This is a genomic window from Nitrospira sp. (assembly GCA_024760525.1).
Taxonomy (GTDB): Bacteria; Nitrospirota; Nitrospiria; order Nitrospirales; family Nitrospiraceae; genus Nitrospira_D.
The window spans coordinates 3,781,281-3,803,196 of record CP060499.1; the positions used below are offsets into that span (position 1 = coordinate 3,781,281).

Annotated in this window: 16 protein-coding genes; 6 read left to right on the forward strand and 10 right to left on the reverse strand. The window is 58.3% G+C overall.

Annotated features, from left to right (window positions below):
* Window positions 1–48 precede the first annotated feature (48 nt).
* The 3 genes from H8K04_17810 to H8K04_17820 all read left to right on the forward strand — a co-directional run bounded on the left by H8K04_17810 (window position 49) and on the right by H8K04_17820 (window position 2,806).
* A complete protein-coding gene (locus H8K04_17810) occupies window positions 49–1,029 on the forward strand; it encodes an alpha-E domain-containing protein (GenBank protein ID UVT15634.1) in 981 nt (326 codons plus the stop codon).
* Entirely contained in the window at window positions 1,026–1,793 is a 768-nt protein-coding gene (locus H8K04_17815; GenBank protein UVT15635.1) for a peptidase, read from the forward strand. Before H8K04_17810 ends, H8K04_17815 begins: the two co-directional genes overlap by 4 nt.
* A 416-nt stretch (window positions 1,794–2,209) precedes the next feature.
* Window positions 2,210–2,806, forward strand: a complete 597-nt coding sequence (locus H8K04_17820) for a DUF3365 domain-containing protein (protein ID UVT15636.1) — start codon at window positions 2,210–2,212, stop codon at window positions 2,804–2,806.
* 175 nt (window positions 2,807–2,981) lie between these two features.
* Here the strand turns inward: H8K04_17820 and H8K04_17825 are convergent, their stop codons facing one another.
* The 5 genes from H8K04_17825 to atpH form a co-directional block, all read right to left on the reverse strand.
* Window positions 2,982–3,404, reverse strand: coding sequence for a F0F1 ATP synthase subunit epsilon (locus H8K04_17825; protein UVT15637.1), 423 nt, complete (start codon window positions 3,402–3,404; stop codon window positions 2,982–2,984).
* A 148-nt stretch (window positions 3,405–3,552) separates the two neighbouring features.
* Window positions 3,553–5,001, reverse strand: coding sequence for a F0F1 ATP synthase subunit beta (gene atpD / locus H8K04_17830; GenBank protein UVT15638.1), 1,449 nt, complete (start codon window positions 4,999–5,001; stop codon window positions 3,553–3,555).
* A 30-nt stretch (window positions 5,002–5,031) separates the two neighbouring features.
* On the reverse strand, window positions 5,032–5,910 hold the full coding sequence (gene atpG, locus H8K04_17835) for an ATP synthase F1 subunit gamma (protein ID UVT15639.1): 879 nt from the start codon (window positions 5,908–5,910) through the stop codon (window positions 5,032–5,034).
* 146 nt (window positions 5,911–6,056) lie between these two features.
* Window positions 6,057–7,574 (reverse strand): F0F1 ATP synthase subunit alpha, encoded by a 1,518-nt coding sequence (locus H8K04_17840; protein ID UVT15640.1) that lies wholly within the window; start codon window positions 7,572–7,574, stop codon window positions 6,057–6,059.
* A 9-nt stretch (window positions 7,575–7,583) separates the two neighbouring features.
* The gene (gene atpH, locus H8K04_17845) at window positions 7,584–8,123 is read right to left on the reverse strand and encodes an ATP synthase F1 subunit delta (protein ID UVT15641.1); all 540 of its coding nucleotides are present in this window, start codon (window positions 8,121–8,123) and stop codon (window positions 7,584–7,586) included.
* A 245-nt stretch (window positions 8,124–8,368) separates the two neighbouring features.
* Here atpH and H8K04_17850 point away from each other — a divergent pair, with 245 nt between their 5' ends.
* Window positions 8,369–9,451: a HEAT repeat domain-containing protein gene (locus H8K04_17850; protein UVT15642.1), complete on the forward strand. Its 1,083-nt coding sequence runs from the start codon at window positions 8,369–8,371 to the stop codon at window positions 9,449–9,451.
* Between the two features lie 42 nt (window positions 9,452–9,493).
* On the opposite strand, the gene H8K04_17855 is transcribed toward H8K04_17850, so the two are convergent.
* Window positions 9,494–10,108 (reverse strand): ABATE domain-containing protein, encoded by a 615-nt coding sequence (locus H8K04_17855; GenBank protein UVT15643.1) that lies wholly within the window; start codon window positions 10,106–10,108, stop codon window positions 9,494–9,496.
* A 149-nt stretch (window positions 10,109–10,257) separates the two neighbouring features.
* On the opposite strand from H8K04_17855, the gene H8K04_17860 reads away from it, so the two are divergent.
* Together H8K04_17860 and H8K04_17865 are read left to right on the forward strand one after the other, a co-directional pair.
* Window positions 10,258–10,632, forward strand: coding sequence for a DsrE family protein (locus H8K04_17860; GenBank protein ID UVT15644.1), 375 nt, complete (start codon window positions 10,258–10,260; stop codon window positions 10,630–10,632).
* A gap of 70 nt (window positions 10,633–10,702) precedes the next feature.
* Window positions 10,703–11,323: a pyridoxamine 5'-phosphate oxidase family protein gene (locus H8K04_17865; protein UVT15645.1), complete on the forward strand. Its 621-nt coding sequence runs from the start codon at window positions 10,703–10,705 to the stop codon at window positions 11,321–11,323.
* A 42-nt stretch (window positions 11,324–11,365) separates the two neighbouring features.
* On the opposite strand, the gene H8K04_17870 is transcribed toward H8K04_17865, so the two are convergent.
* Genes H8K04_17870 through H8K04_17885 form a run of 4 tightly spaced genes read right to left on the reverse strand, consistent with a single transcriptional unit; the run spans window position 11,366 to window position 21,898 of the window.
* Window positions 11,366–13,102 (reverse strand): hypothetical protein, encoded by a 1,737-nt coding sequence (locus H8K04_17870; protein UVT15646.1) that lies wholly within the window; start codon window positions 13,100–13,102, stop codon window positions 11,366–11,368.
* Between the two features lie 2 nt (window positions 13,103–13,104).
* Window positions 13,105–18,423, reverse strand: coding sequence for a hypothetical protein (locus H8K04_17875; GenBank protein ID UVT15647.1), 5,319 nt, complete (start codon window positions 18,421–18,423; stop codon window positions 13,105–13,107).
* Between the two features lie 21 nt (window positions 18,424–18,444).
* Window positions 18,445–19,257, reverse strand: coding sequence for a hypothetical protein (locus tag H8K04_17880; GenBank protein UVT15648.1), 813 nt, complete (start codon window positions 19,255–19,257; stop codon window positions 18,445–18,447).
* Window positions 19,258–19,279: 22 nt separating this feature from the next.
* Entirely contained in the window at window positions 19,280–21,898 is a 2,619-nt protein-coding gene (locus tag H8K04_17885; protein ID UVT15649.1) for a hypothetical protein, read from the reverse strand.
* Between the last annotated feature and the right edge of the window lie 18 nt (window positions 21,899–21,916).

Below are 21,916 nucleotides of genomic sequence, written 5' to 3' on the forward strand. Positions count from 1 at the left end.
CACCGGCAACGGTCCAATATCTGGTAGACAAGCAGGGTCTGGTCAACGATGCTGAGCCGAGTCGCCAGTTCCATTTATTGGCTAAACCGCTACATCGAACGGGCGGAGAATTATGCCCGATTCATTGAGGTGAACCTGAACCTCTCTCTCGATCTTCCCAGAGGCACCACGGAGCAGTGGGAGCCGTTGGTGGCTACGACGGGAGATCATGAAAGTTTTACCGGTCGCTATGGAAAGGCCTCGAAGGAAACCGTGATCCAGTTTCTCCTGGCCGATGCGGAGAATTCCAATTCGATTCTGTCTTGCCTCCTCGCTGCACGGGAGAACGCTCGATCGGTTCGAGAAGTCATCTCCAGCGACATGTGGGAGCAAGTCAACCGCTTTTACCTCATGGTGAGAGGCGCTACCGCGAACGGTTTGTCCAGCCAAAATCTCCACACGTTTTTGGCGGACGTGAAAGCAAACAGCCACCTCTTTCTGGGCATTACCGATGCCACCATGTCACACGGGGAAGGCTGGCATTTTGCCAGACTCGGTCGTCTGCTGGAACGAGCGGACAAGACCTCGCGTATTCTGGACGTGAAATATTTCATGTTGCTTCCGACTATCGCCGAGGTGGGGACACCATTCGATATCATCCAGTGGTCCGCATTGCTGAAATCCGCCAGCGCCCTTGAAATGTATTACAAGCGCTTCGGTCGCATTTCGCCGGACGACGTCACGTCATTCCTGATTCTCGACTCCACATTCCCTCGAGCCATTCGGTACTGTCTTATCAAGAGCGAAGGTTCGCTACATGCCATCTCCGGGTCTGAACACGGGTCCTATCAGAACCAAGCCGAGAAACGGCTTGGACGGCTGCGCGCCGAGTTGGACTTTGGCGATCTTGAAGATTGCCTAGCCGGCGGTCTGCACGAATTCTTGGATCTCTTTCAAGCACAGCTCAATCGCGTGGGGGACGCTATTTTTGAAACTTTCTTCGCCCCTCGCCCCATCCACAGTACAATCACCGGCGCGGAGGCACAATGACCTTTTGTCTAGGGATGAAAGTGGAAGACGGGCTCGTCGGCATCGCCGATACGCGAGTCACGACCGGCGCGGAATGTACCATGGCACGGAAAGTTTCCATCCATCAACACGGACGACATTCGATGTTTCTGATGACATCGGGGCTGCGTTCCGTGCGCGACAAGGCCGTCACCTATTTCGACGAGGCTATTGGAGATAGCGATCAGACCTTCGATAAACTGTTCAAAGCCGTCAACGTGTTTTCGGCTCAGATTCGCCGTGTGGCTGAGGAGGATAAGACCGCGCTCGATAGGGCTGGGTTGATCTTCGACCTCCATGCGCTGGTAGGAGGGCAGTTGGAAAACGACCAGGAGCACAAGCTCTTTCTGATCTACCCCCAGGGCAATTGGGTGGAAGTGAGTGAAGGCACTCCCTACTGCATCATCGGCGAGACGGGGTATGGGAAACCGCTCCTCGATCGCGTGCTGCGATATCACTCCAGCATGGACCTCGCGCTGAAGGTAGGATTTCTCGCCTTCGATGCCACCCGTACCAGTTCGACGAGCGTCGAATATCCTCTCGATATTGTCCTGTACCGGCACGATACATTCGACATCGTCGAGCATCGCTTTCAGAAGGAGGACCTCGCCGAGATCGCGTCGTGGTGGCAATCCCGCATCTATGAATCGGTGGAGAAGTTACCGTCAAAGTGGATCGACCGCCTGGTTGACTCCCTTCCTCGTGATACCAGAGCAGCTAAAAACTGCTCGGATACAGCGTCTTAGGTTTAAGCCGAAGCCAACCGCGTGCGCTGCTCACTCCAGAGTCAAGGACCGGAAAGATGACCATCGTATGCGTCGATTGGACAACGTGGGTATCGGAGAGTATGCTTCTGGATCGTATGACCGTGTGCGCGCACCATCTCATGCGAGCGAGGGAACGGAGCCATGTCTTTGGTACTTTCCCACGATGGCTTGCCCCCCAGAGAAACGACCGGTAATACTCGCCTCGCTATCCGCCCATACAAACCAAGCACACTCGTCCGGCCTACTCAGCGTATTTCTCAGACTGCTGCCGAGATTCCTTCGATCCGGCTCTCTCCATCCACGACTGCCCGTTGTTCTGATCATAGCTCGATTCATTTGCTCGCAGGATGCGACCGGCTAACCGATCCACCCGCGCGCACAACCGGGAGGTATCTATGGCTTCCTCTAAGAGACTGCTGTGGGGAACCGCTCTGCTTGGATTTGCAATTGGGGGCGCGGCGGTCATGTGGCCGGCTCGCACCTGGTCTGAAACCACATCCATCAATCTCCCGATCGATACGGTGGCCGATTACATTCACGCCGTGATCGAGGCGGACCGAGATGTCTATACCAGGCATGTTGTGGAACGCATGCAGGCAAAGGGAGTTGTGGTTGCATCGGAAAACTGGGAAGAGAAGAATACCTTACCGCTACCCGCCCAATTCTTGTTGGAATCAGGACGGTTCAATAACAAGAAAGGCTTAGCGATGCAGTACCGGCTGATCAGCTTGTGGCCGATCAACAAACGAAACATTGCGACGAACGCGTTTCAAAGTATCGGGCTCGGGACCATTCTGACTCAACCCGACAGGCCGTACACCGGAGTCACGAAGGTAGGTGACAAGCGGTATTATGAGGCGGTGTACGCCGATCTGGCCGTCACACAAGCGTGTATCGGGTGCCATAATGCCCATCCTGACAGCCCGAAGCGAGACTTCAAGCTCAACGATGTCATGGGTGCCATCGTGATCAGTATTCAGTTAGGGCAGTAACCGTCCGGAGGCACGAACCGGAACAGGCATCGATTCTTCGGAGCGATGGGCTCGATTCCAACCGGCAGAGTGAGTTCAGCTCTGCCGGTCAATGGCCAGGGCGAACGAGATCACCTTTGCACGAGGGCATCGGCTCATCGACCATCTGAAAAGATATGGGGGAGAATCGAATCAGCTAGGGGTGGCTGGTCTTTCTCGCGCGTTCAGCTACCTTCTTGCGAAGGCGAGCCTTCTCAAGAGTGATGTGGGCTTCTTTCACTTCCGATGGCAAGCCGCCCGCCTGGAGTCGTCGCTCGGCTTCGGCGACTTTGGCTGTAGCCCGCTCAACATCAATGTCTTCAGCCTTTTCCGCAATCTCGGCCATCACGGTGACTTTTGTTGGTGTGACTTCGGCAAAACCCCACAGAATAGCCATGGAATGGGTCTGGTCACCGCTGCGATACCGGAGTTCACCGATCCGGAGTGAAGAAAGGAAATGACAGTGCCCTGGGAGCACCCCGAACTCTCCCTCTGACCCAGGTGCAATGACTTCATCCACCTGCTGACTCAGCAGCTGTTTCTCCGGCGTGACCACCTCTAACAAAATCTTTCCCGCCATTTTCCTACTTCTTCCTGTTCCGCACCCTATCAAGGATAAGCTGGCGGGTTGCTCTGAACTGCGCGCATCGAACGAGCACCGCCCTTAACTTGAGAATACGATCACTTCCGGCGTGCCGCGTTCGGCGAGCACAAGAGCACCCGCCAGATTAGACTTTCACCCCCATCTTCTCCGCTTTCGCCACCGCTTCTTCGATCGGGCCGACCATATAGAACGCCTGCTCAGGCAGATGGTCATACTTCCCTTCGAGGATCTCTTTGAAGCTGCGGACCGTGTCCTTCAGCTTGACATATTTGCCCGGCGCACCGGTGAACGCTTCGGCCACATGGAAGGGCTGTGAGAGAAACCGCTGAATCTTCCTGGCGCGCGCCACGGCCATCTTGTCATCTTCCGACAATTCGTCCATACCGAGAATCGCGATGATGTCCTGTAAATCCTTGTAGCGCTGGAGAACGGACTGCACGCCGCGCGCGATTTTGTAATGCTCTTCCCCGATGATCTGCGGATCAAGAATGCGCGACGTCGAGTCCAGGGGATCGACTGCCGGATAAATACCCAACTCGGCGAGTGAACGGGATAGCACCGTGGTCGCGTCCAAATGCGCAAAGGCTGTTGCCGGAGCCGGATCGGTCAGGTCGTCGGCAGGCACATAGATGGCCTGCACAGAAGTAATAGAGCCCCGTTTGGTCGAAGTGATCCGTTCCTGCAAGGCACCCATCTCAGTCGAGAGGTTCGGCTGATAGCCGACGGCGGAGGGCATGCGTCCCAACAATGCGGATACTTCGGAACCGGCCTGAGTGAACCGGAAGATATTGTCCACGAAGAGCAACACGTCTTGATTTTCTTCATCGCGGAAGAACTCGGCGACGGCCAAGCCGGTCAATGCCACGCGAAGACGGGCTCCAGGGGGTTCGTTCATCTGGCCATAGACCAGAGCGGCTTTGGATTTCGTAAAGTCGTCCGGATCAATGACCTTTGACTCCTGCATTTCGTGCCACAGGTCGTTCCCTTCACGGGTTCGCTCACCGACACCGGCGAAAACGGAGAAGCCGCCGTGGTGCAAGGCAATGTTGTTGATGAGCTCCATGATAATGACGGTTTTACCGACGCCGGCGCCGCCGAACAGTCCGACCTTGCCGCCCTTGCTGTAGGGTTCGAGCAGGTCAACGACTTTGATACCGGTTTCCAACACTTCTGTCCTGGTTTCCTGGTCTTCCAGCTTTGGAGCAGGTCGGTGAATGGGATACGTCTTCTTCGCCTTGATGGGACCGCGTTCATCGACTGGCTCGCCAAGCACGTTGATGAGGCGACCGAGCGTTTCACGGCCTACGGGTACGGAAATCGGGGCTCCAGTATCCTGCACATCCATCCCGCGCGTCAGACCATCGGTCGTGGACATTGCGATGCTACGGACTCGGTTTTCGCCCAGGTGCGAAGCGACTTCGAGGGTGATCCTCACAGCCGGCTTGCCCGCAACCTTATCCTCTTCCTGCGAGACCTTGATCGCGTTGTAAATGTTCGGCAGCTGACCGGGAGGAAACTCGACGTCCACCACCGGTCCGATGACCTGGATGACTTTGCCTGTTGCAGTCGCCACGGGAAACTCCTTTCGACGAAACGGAGTCGGCTACTTCAGCGCCTCGGCGCCGCCGACAATATCCATCAGTTCCTTCGTAATCGCAGCCTGTCTAGTCTTGTTGTAGTAGAGCGTCACTTTCTTAATGAGCTGTCCGGCGTTGCGCGTGGCGCCATCCATGGCAGCCATGCGGGCGCCGTGTTCGGCGGCTGCGGACTCCAACAAGATCCGATACGTCTGCACCTGGAAATGTTTCGGTACCAGGGCGCTCAACAGTTCGGCTTCATCCGGCTCGTACAGATAACTGCCGCTTGTCGGTCCGTCGGCTTGGGCTGCACCAAACTCCACCTGAGCGTCGACTGGAAAGAGCTTTTCGACAATCACACGCTGCTGAATGGCGGACTTGAACTCGTTGTAGACAACATACAGCTCGTCGAACGTCGCCTTCACAAAGTTATCCGTCAGATCACCGCCGATATCGAGCGCATGCTCGAAACTTAGCTTGTCGAAGATCCCGGTCCATTCCTGCCGGATCGGCCAGGCACGGCGACGGAAGTAGTCGCGGCCCTTCCGGCCGATGATACTCAGATTGACTTGCAGACCACGCGCTTCGCATTGCCGCACGAATTCGGCACTTTTGCGGACGATGTTGCCGTTGAAGCCACCGCACAGCCCACGATCGCTCGTGACAACAAGCACCTCGATTTTCTTCCCGTCGCGCTTCTGCAGAAGTGGATGAGAGGAGCGGTTCACACGTTGGCTCAGATTACTCAACACCCCGCGCATTTTGTGCGCATAGGGACGGGCGGCCAGAATTCGGTCCTGCGACCGCTTGAGCTTTGCCGCGGCCACCATCTTCATGGCCTTGGTGATTTTCTGGGTATTCTTAAACGCTGCGATCTTCCTGCGCAGACTTTGTAGACTTGGCATGCGTCCCGATGAAAACGGTCCCCAACTTTGTTCTCAGTCGCCCTCCTCCCTGCGACGTACATGCACCGTACGCCTCAGTCGTCGGGCTCCCTGCGGCCTCGTTGGTTGACCGTTTTGATCAGCCGCAAGGAGAAATCTTTGATCCGTTACTTCGCTCCGAATCCCATCTTCTGCTTGAAGGTCGAGATGATTTCTTTCAGGCGGCCGCCGACCTTGTCGTCAATCTTGCCGATGGTCGTGACTTCCTTCTTCAGCTCCGGATGGTTCTGTTGAATATAGTGGAGCAGATCGCTTTCGAACTGCTGCACCTTGTCCACCGCCACATCATCCAAGAAACCCTGCGTACCCGCGTAGATCGAGAGCACCTGGTCGGCCACCGGCATGGGCTTATATTGGCCCTGCTTGAGCAACTCCACCATGCGCACCCCTCGCGCGAGCTGCATCTGGGTCGCTTTGTCCAGTTCGCTCCCGAACTGGGAGAACGCCGCCATCTCCCGATATTGGGCGAGGTCCAGTCGAAGGGTACCGGCCACCTGTTTCATGGTTTTGATCTGCGCGGATCCGCCGACTCGGGACACCGACAGACCCACGTTGATCGCCGGACGGATACCGGAGTAGAAGAGATCGCTACCGAGATAGATCTGGCCGTCGGTGATCGAGATCACGTTCGTCGGAATGTACGCCGACACGTCGCCGGCTTGGGTCTCGATGATGGGGAGCGCCGTGAGACTGCCGCCGCCGAGCTTGTCACTCAGCTTGGCCGCGCGCTCCAACAACCGGGAATGCAGATAGAACACATCGCCCGGATAGGCTTCTCGTCCCGGCGGGCGTCGGAGCAACAACGACAACTGACGATACGCCACCGCATGCTTCGACAAATCGTCGTACACGATCAGCGCGTGCTTGCCGTTGTCGCGGAAATACTCGCCGATCGCGGCGCCGGAAAAAGGCGCGAGGAACTGCATCGGAGCCGGGTCGCTGGCGCTGGCGGAGACCACCATGCTGTATTCCATGGCATGGTTCTCTTCGAGCGTCTTCACGACGCGGGCGACGGTGGACCGCTTTTGTCCGACCGCCACATAAATACAGAATACGCCGAGGCCCTTTTGATTGATGATCGTATCGACTGCGATGGCAGTCTTCCCGGTTTGGCGGTCGCCGATGATCAACTCGCGCTGGCCACGGCCGATTGGGATCATGGCGTCGATAGCCTTGATACCCGTCTGCAACGGTTCGCGGACGGACTGGCGGGTGTTCACACCGGGGGCGACGACTTCGATACGTGAGGAATGCGGCGACTTGATCGGGCCCTTCCCGTCGATCGGTTGACCGATCGCGTTCACAACCCGGCCGACCAACGCTTCACCGACCGGAATTTCCGCGATGCGGCCGGTTCGCTTGACCGGATCGCCTTCTTTGATCCCCACATCGTCGCCCATCAACACGGCGCCGACGTTATCTTCTTCGAGGTTCAGCGCAATCCCGTACAGACCGCCCGGGAACTCGAGCATCTCGCCGGCCATGGCCCCGTCAAGACCATAGACCTTGGCAATCCCGTCGCCGACCTGAATGACAGAGCCGGTCTCCTTAACATCGACCTGCTGGTCGAAGCCTTTGATCTTCTCCTTGATGATCGCACTGATTTCTTCTGCCCTGATCTGCATGGCTGCTCCTTATTCTCTCGTCAACACGACTTGCAAATCGCGCAAGCGACCTCGGACGGTACTGTCCACCACCGTGCTGCCGATATGGATCTGCAAACCTGCGAGGTGGCCTGCGTCGGTCTGAAACGTCACATCTACTTCGCGCTTCAGCGTTTCACGCAGGCGCGTTTTGATACGATCTTGCTCACCGGAGGATAGCACTGTTGCCGAGGAAACCATCACCGGTTGAGTCCCCTTGGATTCATCAACGAGTTTCCCGAATGCACCGGCGATCTCCGGGAGAAACCCCACTCGATTTTTCTTCACCAATTGTCCGAGAAACGCTTTGCCGGTCGGAGGGCATCCGAGTTTGTCCGCGATGGCGGTCAACACGGCAATCTTCTCTTCCACCCCAAATGCGGGCGAGGTCACGACATGGCGGAGTTGATCCGACTCCTTGATGGCCTCACCGAGGCCCGTGAGCGTCGCCCGTGTTACTTCGATGGTCGATTGATCCAGGAGCTCGAAGAGGGCTTGAGCGTAACGTCGCGCAACTGTTGTCTTAATCACCGTTCCAGATCCACATTCGTTATTTGGACAAACCTAAAGGGTTCGTGCGGGCCACGAAGTAGAGCGGTGAAAACTAGCATCGGAAGCCATGAGCTGTCAATACGATCTAGGGGGACAAGATGTTCTCAAATTTATTGGTTGAATACGACGGGTGTATACTGAGAGCTGATTAGGGATTAGACTCCGGTCATTCATACGGTCTCGCCCACGTCTGGATGCCGATACGAGTGGGCTGGAGGTGCTCGATGCGAAAACACTGGGCATTGTCTGCCTTTACGCTATGCCTAATACTCGGCGGGCTTCATTCTTCGGCGCTGGCCTACCGAGAATACTTCACAACGGAACAGAGGGCTCAGCTCGATAAGATCCAAACTATTTTGATTGAAGTGATGACACTTACAGATACAGGTAGGGCTGATTCCGGCGTCATGGCCGACGTCGTCGCCCAACGGCTGCGGGAGGCCGGTTACGAGGTTGTTCGGGATCCGGCCACGAAAAATGATGTCCTTTTTCGCGTGAAGTGCGAGCAGCGCAAGACCTGGGAGGGCACAACGGCGACCGGCGGAGATGCAGATCTTCCCGATGCCCCGTCGCGCCTCTGGAGAGGTCCGGCCTGCCAGCTGACCTATGTCCTCGGAGGTATGAAGATCAAGTGGCAGAAAGAAGTACGCACGGAGTTTGAGGATGCCGTGGCTGCCGCGCAGACGGCGCAGGCAGCCGATCCCGGCATCTATGCCATGGCGAAGCTGCAGGAGGCACTGGAGAAATATGAGTTTCCTCTGCTCCTAGCCGCGGAATGGGGCCACGCCGATCGCCTTCTCAAGATGCTTGATTCGCCGGATACGGGCCAGGCTCGGAAAATCAAGATCATGTCCCTCCTGGGAGAGATGCAGGCCGACGAGGCTCTACCAAAATTGAAAGAAGCGCTGAAAGACCGGGATCTTGCAAAGCAGGCGCTCGTCGCCATGGGCAATCTCGGGAGAGATGGCATTCCACTCCTCATCGACATGATGAATTCCTCGCCTCAGCTGGAAATTCAGGCGGCTGCAGCGAAAGGACTGGGGCAGATCGGAGGAATCAATGGAGACGCCTCGGTCGTGCCCCCGTTGTTGGCAAAGCTTCAGGACCCGAAGAGTGATTGGGGAGTCCTGACAGAGGTGGCGTGGGCACTCGGAAAGATCCCGGATAAACGGTCGATCCAACCTCTCTATGATATTGATAAGAAGCTTCAAGCCATCCGAGACCCCGACAATGTAGTCCTCAAGAAGCTCAAGGAAGCCGTCTTTTGGGCGATCAAACAATGCGACACATGGGATCAATACAGCTAAGCTTGTTTGCCGGTATGAGGTTCGGTGCTTTGGAAAGGCTGCTTAGAGACCAACCTTAGCCCGACTTCTTCGATAGTGCGCCGCCACTTTCATCCGGTTCCCGCACATCTGCATGCTGCACCAGTTCCGTGTGTGATTCTTCGTCGTGTCTAAAAAATAAAGAACGCAGGCGGCATTGGCGCATTTCTTGATCAAACGCAAACGGTCGGAGGTGAGCAGATTGCACGCTGCTTCTAAAAGGGGAGCGAGAAACTCCACCTGCTGCGTTGCCAGTGAATGGAAGCGCTGTGTGATGCCTTCCTTGGTCCGGAGAAGCTCGGGGTAGCCGGGACGCTGCGCCAAGAACTGATTCATGGCGTTGATGGCTGAACCGGGCACAGCGCCGCCTGCCGCAACCTGTTCGGCGATGGATCGGAGCGTTGCCCGCAAGGTCTTTGCCCGTTCAAGCAGCGACGCGGCTTCCTCACTGTTCAGGTGAGGCCTAGCGGCCTTGGCCTGGGACACCGAAAGAAGTCCTACTCGTATCAGCCACACGAAAAGATCATCAAAAGTCTCGAGTAGATCTCTTGGCTCTCCTTTCACCACCAACTGGGTATTGATCAAATCCAGACACGGGTGGTTTCCCACAAACAGAAACCTCTGCGATCTGTTCTCCATCGGTTTCCTCCCCCAATTCATAGATAACCTACAAAGGGCTTGTTGACAAGTTAGCCTTCGAGTGATATAACCTTCTATCTATAATTTAGATGGTTAGCTATACTTCCCACGTCGCTATGAAAACGGCGGCCAACTTCAAAGGAGGATGTATGAAAACGGTCGTGGTGATTATGTCCGATCCAAAGAGCGGTTCAGAAGAGGCGCTCGGGAGAGTCTTCAACGCGCTTGCGCTCGCCTCCGAATGCAAGCAGAAGGGCGATGAAGTCGCCGTGGTGTTCAACGGGACGGGCACCCGATGGCCCGTCGAGCTCGCCAAGCTCACGCATCCGGCCAACGTGCTCTACAATTCGGTTCGCGATGCGGTACAAGGCGTCTCATGCGGGTGTGCCGAGGTGTTTGGAGCGAAGGAAGGGGCCGAATCCTGCGGTGTGCCGCTCAAGAACGATCATGCGCTGGCCGGAACAGCCGGCCTGTTGAGCCTGCGACGGTATGTCGCGGATGGATGGAACACCGTGGTGTTCTGAGACGGACATAGCGGGAAGATCGACGTGTGCCCAAGCGGCGTTGCATATCGATGTGACGGAGGAAGAGACGATGGCAATGAAATATCTGGATCTGGCGATCACGGAGTCGGTACGCCGAGCACAGAAGCACTATTATGGCCATGCGGCCAGAATCGCCGACGCGCCGGAACGCGATCCACTCGGCGAAGCGGAGATCGAGTTCATTGCGGCAAGAGACAGCTTCTACTTGGGCACCGTCAACGAACACGGATGGCCCTATGTCCAGCATCGAGGAGGGCCGAAAGGATTTTTGCACGTTCTCAACCCGACCACGCTGGTGTTTGCCGACTACCGGGGCAATCGACAACTCTTGAGCACGGGTAATCTATCGGTCAACAACCGCGTGTCGCTGTTCCTTATGGACTATAGGAATCGGGAGCGGCTCAAAATATTCGGACATGCCCGCGTCGAAGATGCACGGTCGCATCCGGAACTCGTGTCGCAACTCTCGACCGTAACCCCGCGGCCGAATGCGGAGCGACTCGTAGCGATCGACGTCGTGTCGTTCGACTGGAACTGCTCAAAGCACATCACGCCCAGATATTCGGTAGAAGAAGTCGAAGCGCTCGCTGGATCTCTAAGAGCGCACATCGCCGAATTGGAAACCGCTCTCCATGCGGCAAAAATGGGATCGGCGCTCCCTGCGGGATGAACATCGAGTTGTGAGTCTTGTTCCACTTCCTCGACGAATCGCTTATGACGGCGACGAATCTCCTGGCGATTGAGCCGAATCGAAGCGCAAGCCGCTCGACCCCTCGCCTTGTCCAGGCTGCTTCCGTCGCCCGATCCACAGATACGTCGCGCCGTCGATCCATCGGGCATATTGGTACGTACGCGTGACCCGGACCCCTTCGCGGGGAACCTCTTCATCCTGCAGGAGCAGTTCTCGCCCCGGTTCAAGGATGCGTCCGAGCGGTTCCAGCAATCGACCCAGTTCTCCGGCTTCTCTCTCCGGAATGACACCACGCTTGAGTCGAATGGAATCGCCTGCCAGAACGGGGAGCAGCGGGATCCAATACTCCGGCACCGTCGTGCCCAACCGGTAGATCAGAGTATCGGTCTCCGTCCCTTCAGGACGGGTCGTGGCCTCTTGTTCCCTCTTCTGCTGAGCCTCTTGGTACGCTTCATGCCTGTCTAGAGAGTGTCCTGCTTCACTTTCGACGATTCGCTCAACTCCCCATGCGACATTGGCCATCTCGTCTCGCAGAAACAACACCTCCTCGCAGGGCTGACTGTGCAAGCTGGGACCCAACACCGGGGGGAGGAAGAAAAGGCGTTGAGAATCTTCAGTAAGCCCAAACATCCGCCATGGCGATGTCGGTCCCTCCACCTGGCTTGTGTGAGGAATGAGGATGCGCTCGCCGAACGTATTCGTGACGACCAGTGCTCGAATCTGACAGAGAGATCCGACAGGCAATTCGATCGGGACCGCAAACCAGTCGTTACTGTATTCAAGGGCGAACTTCACCAAGAGCAGCCTGGCCAAGTCATAAGGCGCCGCATTGATTTGCGCCAAATTGACGGCGCCGTCTTCGAACTCCCAGAATCGGGAGGACGGCATGCCACGAAACGTCACGGGGGCCGGTAGAAACGCGCGGGAGATGGAAGTTCGCGCCTCGCCGGCTCCCAGAGTTTCGCCCGGACGGACGACGAACGAAAACCAGTCGAGCGCGCCCTCGAAGTATTCCGGCGCTGCGAGTACGACCTCTCCCTCTCCGGTTTTGCCGGAGACAGCAAATTCATATTCCATCCTTTCAGGAATCCACGCCGCCGGGATCGCAGGTTGGTGAAGCAAGGTGTCGTACCAGGTGAGCCATGCAGTGATGCCCTGGATGACCTTCTGCCGGTTATTACCGGTGATTTGATCGAACGGAGATTCCTGAAAGAACTCATCCAGGGCATTGCGCGTACGCAGTGCGGCGAGTCGCGTACGGAGTCGAACTCCGTCCAAGGCACGCCCCCCTACCACCTGAAGAAATTGCTGACTGTCACTGTCCAGGCGATGGCGTTGCTCAGCGGATGGTTTGGCAAGCACATATTCGCTGCTCAACCAGACGGAGCGCGAGAGGCCCGCTCCACTGAGATCAAGCAATCGAAGCAAGTGCTGTCCCGTCTTGACGGATTGCCTCCAGTTGCGTGCTCTCTCGGAGACGACCGATTCACTTTCCACCAAGGTCTCAAGCGGCACTGCGGAAGCCTCATAGTTGCTCGCCGGCTGGGTTTCGGAAGGAGCGCCGGGACGATAACGAGTCAGCAGAGTGGTGTCTCCCATGACTTGCGCGGATGCCGCTGAACCGGCATCTTCACCTTTGAACTCACCGAATTGCCATTGTCGAGCCAGCATCCAGAGTGGATCGTGAATGCGTGCTTGCAGGCCATCCTGCAAATCAGGATTTGTCGTACTCGGCTCAATGCGAATCTGTGACGCCATCGCTATTCTCCGGTCGAACGGTCCAGGACGCTGGAAAAATCAATGCCGGCCCCATCGAAGAGCAGGGCCGGCATCGAGAGATCGGTGGCCGCCGATCCGACGGGATCCGATGACCGCTTGCCCGCATAGTCCCATGTTGCTGTTCCGTCCCACAGAGTGAACGCCATACCGTCCACTGCCCGTCCTTCCAATCCCACCAAGGCGGCCGGAACTTCCAAACGCACCCATCGGCCCGCCGGAGGAAGGAGTCCCATGAATTGACGGCTCACCGTGCCGTCGCTTCCCCACGAGATCAAATTTTCTCCCCAATAGGCACGGTGTTCCCATGTACCGTCGTGCCACTGCAGCATGACCTGACGCGGCAGGCGTTGCGGATCGAGGTACACGTGAGCGAACAATCGATCGCCCACACTGACGAACAACGGAAACTTCGCGCCTTGAAAGAAATGTTGATGGAGCTCCGGCACAAGAGCCGATTGATGGGATTTTCTTCCCAAGAGAGGGTCCGGGTGGGCACGAATCCATGTCCAGCCTTCCCCGTCTCCGAATGGGCTGGCACCGGCAGGCAGCTCGTCGTCAACCCAAACCGTTTCTCCGCGACTCTCAGGCGCGACCGCTCGTAAGCGCATCAAATCGGTCGTCTCCTGCATGATGGCCTCGAGACTGTTCAGATCCCAGACCTCTCGCTGATCGGCGGAGACGGCGAGAAGCAACGCCTGCGGGGGAGCGCTGTTCGGACCGTCGTAGTGAAACGCGACGCCTGTGGTCTCCTGCGGGCTTGGAACGACCTCCACCCATTCATCGATCAGTAGTCCCGTAAGCGGCTGATCGAATCGAATCGCTTGAGCGGACGGAATTTGTGCCACGAGCGACAGACGCCCCCGAGGAATGGATTGATTGGGCCCGCTTGGCAACGCCACCCATCGATCCTGCCCTGCAAAGGGCAGTTGGCCGACCTGAAGATTGAGGTGCGCCTCCTCTCCGAGCGTCTCGGCATACAGCATCGCCGTTTCCAGGCGCATCGCACCCTGGCGAACATGAGCCACGCGTTGGAGCCAGGTGACGGCTGCCAGCGGATCGTTGCCTTGCAAGGAGAGACTGGCGTCGAACGCTTCAGTCAATTGAGCGGCATTGGCCGGTGTGATGTGAGGGAGCGCGAGAAAATCCGATCCGAAGACAATTTTCAATCGAGCAAGGTCATGCTCCCGCTGCTCCTCAGGCAGCGCATGTGCGCGGTCAAACGTACGATCGGCATCGGCAATACGAGACAGACGCCCTTGCATCTCCGCAGCCACGGAACGCACCTGCGTGAGCAAGAGCGATTGCACGGCCAAGCCAGATCCCACCACGTCCAACGGAACGGCTGCCGGAATGCCGAATGCCGCGCTTCGCATCAATCCCGTGCGAAGTGTTTCGAGATCGATTGCGGTCTCGGCGCCCCCACTGGGCGGAATCATCCGCTGGAGGTTTTGGCTCGCTTCTGTGAACGACCGCACAGCCTGATCCACTCGGCGACTCAGCTCTACACTCTGCACGGCTGACACAGCCGGTGACTCCGGAAGCGAGAGATCACGTCCATCGATCGACCGCGCGTTGGCGAACAATCGACGCAGAGTGCGGGTCATTTCGAGAAACTCCCCCACGCTGACGACATCACTCGGCCAATCGAAGTCGCGCTCGAAATGCAGTCGAACCTGTGCCTGAGCGGGGATCGTGGCGGGTCGCGTACGGAGCATGTGATTCGACCAGCGCTGCTCCAATTCCGCCCGTTGCGCGTGCGCCTGTCCTTCCGCCATGAACACCGCGTCGAGCGGCGAAAGCTTCAGCGCCGTGAGAGGAGCTTCGAGCGTGTGAACAATGGTGCCGCTCGCCGGATCGACGTAATCAATTCGACAGCGGACCTTGGCGGGATTCGGCAGAAGCGTGGCGGCCCAGGCGTTGAGTGTCGGTTCGGCAACGGCACGCACCTGCTCAGGGCCGGTCGGCCACGTCGAGATCGTTCCCCCGAGTGTCGCAGGAAACAGCACGCAGAGACGATGTGTCAAGCCGATGCCGCTTCGTGGGGTGCGAATGACGTCCAACTCTGGAGGCGGCAACTCACCCGTGGCGATGGCATCCAGCGTCGCCCCGGAACGAAGCGGATTGCCTTGCACGAGCTGGTACACGCTTTCCGCCACCACCGTGTCACCCACGGCATCGACAAGGTCGTCCAAACTTTTCAGCTGTTCGATCAATGAATTGAAATCGGTTGTGCCCGGATTCGGAAAGCCGAGCGTCGTATTGCCGAATGGAATGGTCGTAACGTCCCAGCGCGGCTGACCCGAGGAACTTGACTGACTGTCCTTCCATCGGCGGTGCAGATCGAGGCCGTCCACGACATTGTTGGCCGGCAAGGCCTCAAGGGCTTGGTCCCACCGTTGGGCCAGCAGTGTCGCCAATTCATTCCTCGCCGCCGCCAGGCCGGCTTCGGCCCTGCCGAACTGCCCTCCTTCCATGTCGATCGCCTGCCGCTCAAATTGGGCGGCAAGTTCCTCGTTGTGCGCGATCGCGCGCTCTGCGGCAGGAATTGACTCGAGAACCGTGGCGTTAAGAAGTCTCGCCGTTGCTTGTTCTGCGTGGGCGTGGGCTGTGTCACGGGCGTTCACCACAGCGCGGGCTGCAGCAGCCTGGGCCATAGCCGTAGATCGATTGTGATCGAGTTCTTCAAGGCGATTGACCCACTGGTCCGCGTCCCGTTGTTCAAGTAATTCAACGGTCAGGCGACCGCTCACCACCTCGCCTACACGACCCTCCGGTTTCGCGCTCTCGTGCTGGGTCAAGGTCTGAGCAATCTGTCCAACGAGTGCCTCGGCATTCTGAGCCTGCTGCGCTGTCGCTGCGATGGTGGTGAGCTCGATGCGATAGGTCTGCAGCAGCCCTTCCCGCTCGGCCTTGAGGGCCCTCACATCCTTCGCGCTTTGAGCCGACTGATCCCGCTTCATCCGCAACACCGCCACCTCTTGCGCGAGCCTTTCGGCCAACACGACTTTCCGGCGCGCATCGGCAAGCCGGTCATCCTCTTTCAGGCTCGCCAACGCCCGGAATCGGTGGATGAAGCGATCGAGCCGGTTCTCATGGAGCCCTCGCTCAAAGCGATACCCGAGCAAGGTGGCCAGCGATTGCCCTTGGCGGACTCCATCAAGCATCCATTTGGCTCGATGCACGCGATCGGACGAGAGATCGACTGCAAAAGGACTGTCCGTTCCATCACCAGTCTGCTTATGAGACAGATAGCCGCTTCGCAGGATCGCAGCCGTCGCCGCGTGGTCAAGAGAGGGCGTATGGACATGGCCTTGGTTGCCGTTCGCCAAGAAGAGAGGACCCTCAACCCCTCCAGGAGGCATGGAGACTGCTTCCAGCGGAACCGCCGCACGCCGCACGTCCTCCACCCAGCCATAGGCTCCGATGCGAATTCCTGTCGGCTGAGACTTTCGGAGAGCGGCCAGCCGTCTGGTGGCCAACGAGGTACCCCACGCATCGAGCCGCAACGTTGTGAGGTCGATCACTTCGGCGAGCAACGACTGTCGTACATCATCCGGCAAGGTCAACAGAAAATTTAAATCTGGATCGGGACGAGCGGCCAAGGCTTGTTTAAGCAGCAGATCTCGAAGCGACGTCGCGATAAGCGGAAGCGGGACAGGCGGAGTCCGGCTCGCATCCGAGAATTCTCGTTGAGCATACCCAGCCGAGGTCGCCTGCTGAGCCAACAACGCAACCGGGTTGTCCTCCGTCAGTGTGCTGAGTGCGCGGGGGATGAGTTGGCGGCGTATCTGACGCTGCGCGAGCCACCAACTTGCCAATCCGGGTTCGGGACCATTGGTCACGCTGGAGGACCAACGGTTGAACGCGGCTACGGGCAAGATGCCGTATGGTTGTGTGTCGACCCGCAAGACCGGAAAAGGACCGCGTGCTCGCACAAACCCCATGAAGTGCTCGCGGAGCATATCCTGACTGATCGAAGCAGACAGTTGCCGCAACATGGCGCTGTCACAGAGAGATAAAAGCGCCGCGTTCATGGCCTCGGCGTGACGTTGATCCGTACCATCTGCTCCACGAACGTGCGCGAAGACGGCAGGGGTCAGCCCTAAGGCTTGCGCCGTCAGTTGCCCGTCGGATCCGGCTTGGACCAGCGAGGCTCCCCGTTCAATGGCAAACGTCACTTCGGCATCTCGGCCGGAACGATATCCAGATGAGCCTTCAGCCGTGTTATTGGTCGGTGTGTTCTGCCCGATGAACGCTACGCCGTCGGTATAATGGTGCGCATCGAAAAGATCCACGAGTCGCGTAGCGGTCGCCGGAGCATCCAGCGAAGCTTTGATTCCAAGGACGACCACACGTTCAAAGCCGGCGTTGGCCTGTTCTTCCGTGAGGGAAATTCGAACCCCCATACCGACTGATTCAGCCGTTGCAAAATCGATCATCCAACGCATGCCTTCATCGATGGGCAGGTTGCCATCGTCAGGCAGAGACCCGGTCTCTTGCGGAGCGGGACCAACCGACAACTGATCGGGAATCTGACTGCCCCACGCAGTAATCAAGGGGCGTTCGCCGCGATAGGCGAGTACGACCCACCGGTCTGGTAGGGCTCGCGTATGGGGAGCACGGGTCCACACATCGGCTCGCCGTCCAGGAGATCTCGATTGACCGGGGTCCAACACCGTGGCAATCCACGCCGCGCGTGGAGAGCCGAATCGATCCGCGAGTTGCCGCCAGGCTTGCCGGTTTACCTCTGCTGTATCCTGGCCTTGGGGAATGGTCGTGATACGTTTCCAGTACTCCCGTCCCCATTGTTCTTCATCGACGGTCAGCTCCGGTTCATGCGTATCGACGTGGATATCATCGGGATAGACGCGCACCAAGAGGTCGGTGCCGGCTTCACCGCTTCTCGTCATGAATCTGGTTTCCAGGCGGACGGGCAACAATAAGAGTGGTTGTGAGGTGGCCACTCTCCCACTCAAGCGGTCCGTCCCGAGGAGTCGCGCGGTCGCGGCATCGCGGGCGGCTCGGTGATCGGTCAGCCGGGACGATATGGTAGCGACCTTGTTCTTCGCTTGCTCCACCGCTTGCTGCGCCACAGGAATGTGCTGCTGCACCTGCGCCAGCTCGCTCTGCCATTGTGCCCGATCACTCGTCAGCTTGGTCACGAGCCGCTGGGCCGCTTGGGCATTCATGACAGCACGGCTATGTATCCGCTGAAGTCCCAGTAGCCGTGTCCTCCAGGCGCGCAGCACCGCGGGGCGGACACGATCCGGAATTTCAGGCCCCTCACCGATCGGCTTCACGCGAGTGCTCCTTTCCTCATTCTAGAGAGGCCCTTCTTCAAATGCGGCTGTGATGTTGGCTTCGGCTTCGGCCAATGCGCGTCGTGCCGATTCGAGTCTCGTTTGGGCATCGGGAAGTCTCGTCGTCGCGTCCGCGATTCGGTTCATGAGATCATCACGGCGAGCGATGAGGCCGCGCAACTGTTCTTCGGCATCTTCCTGTTCCAGACGCGCCTGAACGTGCGCATCTTCCAACTCAAAAACACGTACCGAAAGTTCGGCGGCCAACTGCTCCACCGTCATACGGTCGAGCGGGTCTCGGTCGATCTCTGCATTTACGTCGGCGATGCTCGCAATCCGTTGTTGCAGCGTCTGCTGACGTGCCTGGACTTCGGCAATTGCCGTCTGTGTGGCGACGACTCCCGCTTGTGCATCGTTCACCTGGCGCTCAGCCGCTTGCACGGCCGCCCGTGCCTGAGCCACAACGGCCCGGCCGGCGTCCAATCTCGCACGCGCCGCCGCGGCCTGCGCTCGAGCCTGCTCTCGTTGTCGCCTGAGAGCGGCAAGCACTCGCCGCCGCTCCAGCGGTGAGATGCCCGGCTCAGGTTCGGAGGCGTCGAGAATTTGCTGATCCGCCTCAGCCACCCGACTGTCCGCTTCGTTGACAGCCTCCTGTAATAGAGAGACTTCCGCTTGTCTCTGGGCCAGCTGTGCCTGCGCCACAGTCACTGGCGCCTGGGCGGCGGTCACGGCTTGCTGTTGAGCGCTCAGCTTGGTGGTCAGAGCGGATTGCTCCACAACGGCAGCCTGTAATTCAGCCTGAAGTCGCGTTCGTTCCTCTTCCAAGTAGGGCATGATGCGCTCTCCCGTCGTTGCGCTACGTACGTAACCACGTTCTGGCGTGGATGGCCACGCGGAAGGGCGGCTGCCGCGTGATCGATGCCATATGGGCCGAGTTCTTTCCCCAGAGGATGTTGTCCCGCACGACGTTTTTCAACAGTCCATCAATAGGTACATAGACAAGTTGCTTGAATGCATCTTCACTTGACGCCAAGTTGCCCCACGAAAGATCGGGCCAATGGTCCGGTGTGCCGCCGAACGTTTTGGCCACATCCAATCCAAATCGCGGTTCCGTCGGTTGCTCTTGGAGCACGAAAAACCAGCCGGCATGGCCGCTGTTCTGGCTATTGTCCGCACCACGGACGAGGGATTTGGTCAACGCAAACCCAAGCATGGTGATATCCGGTGCCTGTGTCGCTCGAAACATGGGATACAGCTCAGTGGCACCCAACTCGCGGCGGGTGCCGTCGGTCGACCAGATCCCCTCTACGGCGTAGACCATGGCACGAGGATAGCGGCGGAGCAAATCTCCTCGAATCAAGAGGACCAGCTGGCCTTCACTCGATCCCTGTGCCCCATGACTGCCAAGATGGCTTTCGTCACTCCATGTCGCAATTGCCGTGATATCCCGGCGGGCCTCACGCTCTTGCTCGCTGCCCTCGAGCAGATCACCCTGGGCGTCCCAAAACTGGCGAAAGTAGGTGCCGCGCTGATCGGTTGGAAACCCCCGCCACAGCAGCTCACGGCTCATTTCGTGGTTGAGGCCGACCATATAGGCTTCGATGAATGAGGGATTCGTTTGGAGCAACGCGATACTGTTGGCGGGGATCTGATCCATGCCGGGCAGCAGCATGTCGGGGAACGCATCCCGCATGGGTTCATACATGGGTTGGGGAAAGGTCGGGGCAAAAAGTGCGACGTCGATGCTTTCCGCGGAAGGAACCGTTTCACGCACTGCCGTCAGTACGGTTGCCTTGGGATCGAGCTGCGTCAGGATATTCGCTTTCAGTCCGGCCCAGTCGGCGGCCAACTGAATGCGTCGATGCGTCTCGCTCAGCGTTGCGGCGGCAAACAGACGGGACGTGTCCGCCTCACGTCTGCTGAATAGAGCAGGAATCCGGTTGTTCAGACGTGCGGCATCGATGTGGCCGAGCCGTGTGGCCAACGGCCCGCGAGGCCGATTCAAACGACGAAAGGTGCCCGAAAGCGCGGCATGTCCGACCAGACGCCGAGGATCGGACGGTAACCCGGCCGGCGGCGCCAAATCTTTGAGGCCCCCGAGTGTAGGACCGGCGAACTGAAGCAGCTTCGAAGGATCGAGGGACGCCAGATGTTTTTTCACCAGCGAGCCGCCGACCGTTTCGGCCAACTGCGCACGCTTCAACCGCAGATTGTCCTGCTTCTTTTTTTCGAGCTGATCCCACGCCGATGCCATGAGCTGTTCTTGATCCTGCTGCACGACAGAGGTGCCCAGACCGGCGGCGACACGATACCGTGGGTCCGAATTCAGTTCGCGAAACCAATGTGGCGGCTGGCTTGCCGGTGGAACCGTTTCCTGTTTCGCGTACCACTGACCGTAGAGCGGCGGGCCCAACGCGGCAATTGTCCCGGTCGAATTCAAGGAAGCCGGAATATTGAGAATCGTACGAAGGGAGTCTTGAAACGCGGTGCGTGCCGGTTCCGGCCAGTCACGCGGATTCGTTTCGGGCGTCCGCAGCGCTCCTTCGAGATCGAGCACAGTCCCCTCAGACCCCTTCGGCTTGGAGGGCATTCCCCAACCCGGCGCGCTGATGTCTAGTTGACGCAACCCGATAGTCTCGGGAAGCGGCTTCGCTTCGATACGCCTGGCAAGCGATTCAAAATCGCCTTCAACCCCTGTACGGAATTCCCAGTGGAAATAGACCGGCAGCGTGATGGGAGCGGTTGTGCCCGCTCCTGAACTGACAGACCAGGCCGGCTTCATGGCCTGTTCCTCGTCGGGCGTCACGGCCTCGCCAAGGCCGGTTTTCAGACCGACCTCGCAGGTCGGCACCAGACAAGCGTAGTACGCGGTGTTGGGATCGAGACGACGCGGACTGAGAAGTCGTGACAGAGTTCGCTCGGGGTGTTGTTTCAAAATTTGCTTTAAGGCGGGATGCGGCAACGGATCGGGAGGGGCTTGGTCGCTCGACACGATTTGCGCGTGTGCCCAGGCCCAAGATTCCTCGAGATTGGGTAACTCCGCTCGTGAGCACTCGAGTACCGAGAGCGGCTTACCGGCATCTGTCGTGAGTGTCGCTCCGTCTTTTTTGACGACAATCAAGCAAATCCATGGACGGAGTCGTCGATTGCTGTCCGCGCTCGTGGGAGTGAAGAGCCATGGAAAATCCGGCCGATCGAATTCTATACTCGGGAAATAGTTCGGCTCGAAATCGGTCATGAAGCGAGGCGGCTCGAGCCGAATCACTTCTCGAGCGTCCATACCCGTTACATCGCCGGGTCCATAAAGCTGCGCGTCGATGTCAACGGGCTGGCCGTCGTTCACACGCAGACGGACGGGATACACAAGGCGCCCGGAGTTCGTAGCAGGTGATCCTCCAAAATTCGACAAGTCCGCGAGAAGTCCCTGTCTCAACCAGGAAAAGAAGCGATATGTAGCCTGCGGCAGATCGGGCATGGGTCTTGGTCCCTTCCT

Bases quoted from the DNA above. Each gene is read 5' to 3' on its own strand.
- H8K04_17840 (UVT15640.1), bottom strand. From the start codon at position 7,574: ATGCAGATCAGGGCAGAAGAAATCAGTGCGATCATCAAGGAGAAGATC.
- H8K04_17825 (UVT15637.1), bottom strand. From the start codon at position 3,404: ATGGCGGGAAAGATTTTGTTAGAGGTGGTCACGCCGGAGAAACAGCTG.
- H8K04_17860 (UVT15644.1), top strand. From the start codon at position 10,258: ATGAAAACGGTCGTGGTGATTATGTCCGATCCAAAGAGCGGTTCAGAA.
- H8K04_17880 (UVT15648.1), bottom strand. From the start codon at position 19,257: ATGCCCTACTTGGAAGAGGAACGAACGCGACTTCAGGCTGAATTACAG.
- H8K04_17865 (UVT15645.1), top strand. From the start codon at position 10,703: ATGGCAATGAAATATCTGGATCTGGCGATCACGGAGTCGGTACGCCGA.
- H8K04_17815 (UVT15635.1), top strand. From the start codon at position 1,026: ATGACCTTTTGTCTAGGGATGAAAGTGGAAGACGGGCTCGTCGGCATC.
- H8K04_17810 (UVT15634.1), top strand. From the start codon at position 49: ATGCTGAGCCGAGTCGCCAGTTCCATTTATTGGCTAAACCGCTACATC.
- H8K04_17885 (UVT15649.1), bottom strand. From the start codon at position 21,898: ATGCCCGATCTGCCGCAGGCTACATATCGCTTCTTTTCCTGGTTGAGA.
- H8K04_17855 (UVT15643.1), bottom strand. From the start codon at position 10,108: ATGGAGAACAGATCGCAGAGGTTTCTGTTTGTGGGAAACCACCCGTGT.
- atpG (UVT15639.1), bottom strand. From the start codon at position 5,910: ATGCCAAGTCTACAAAGTCTGCGCAGGAAGATCGCAGCGTTTAAGAAT.
- H8K04_17870 (UVT15646.1), bottom strand. From the start codon at position 13,102: ATGGCGTCACAGATTCGCATTGAGCCGAGTACGACAAATCCTGATTTG.
- H8K04_17820 (UVT15636.1), top strand. From the start codon at position 2,210: ATGGCTTCCTCTAAGAGACTGCTGTGGGGAACCGCTCTGCTTGGATTT.
- H8K04_17850 (UVT15642.1), top strand. From the start codon at position 8,369: ATGCGAAAACACTGGGCATTGTCTGCCTTTACGCTATGCCTAATACTC.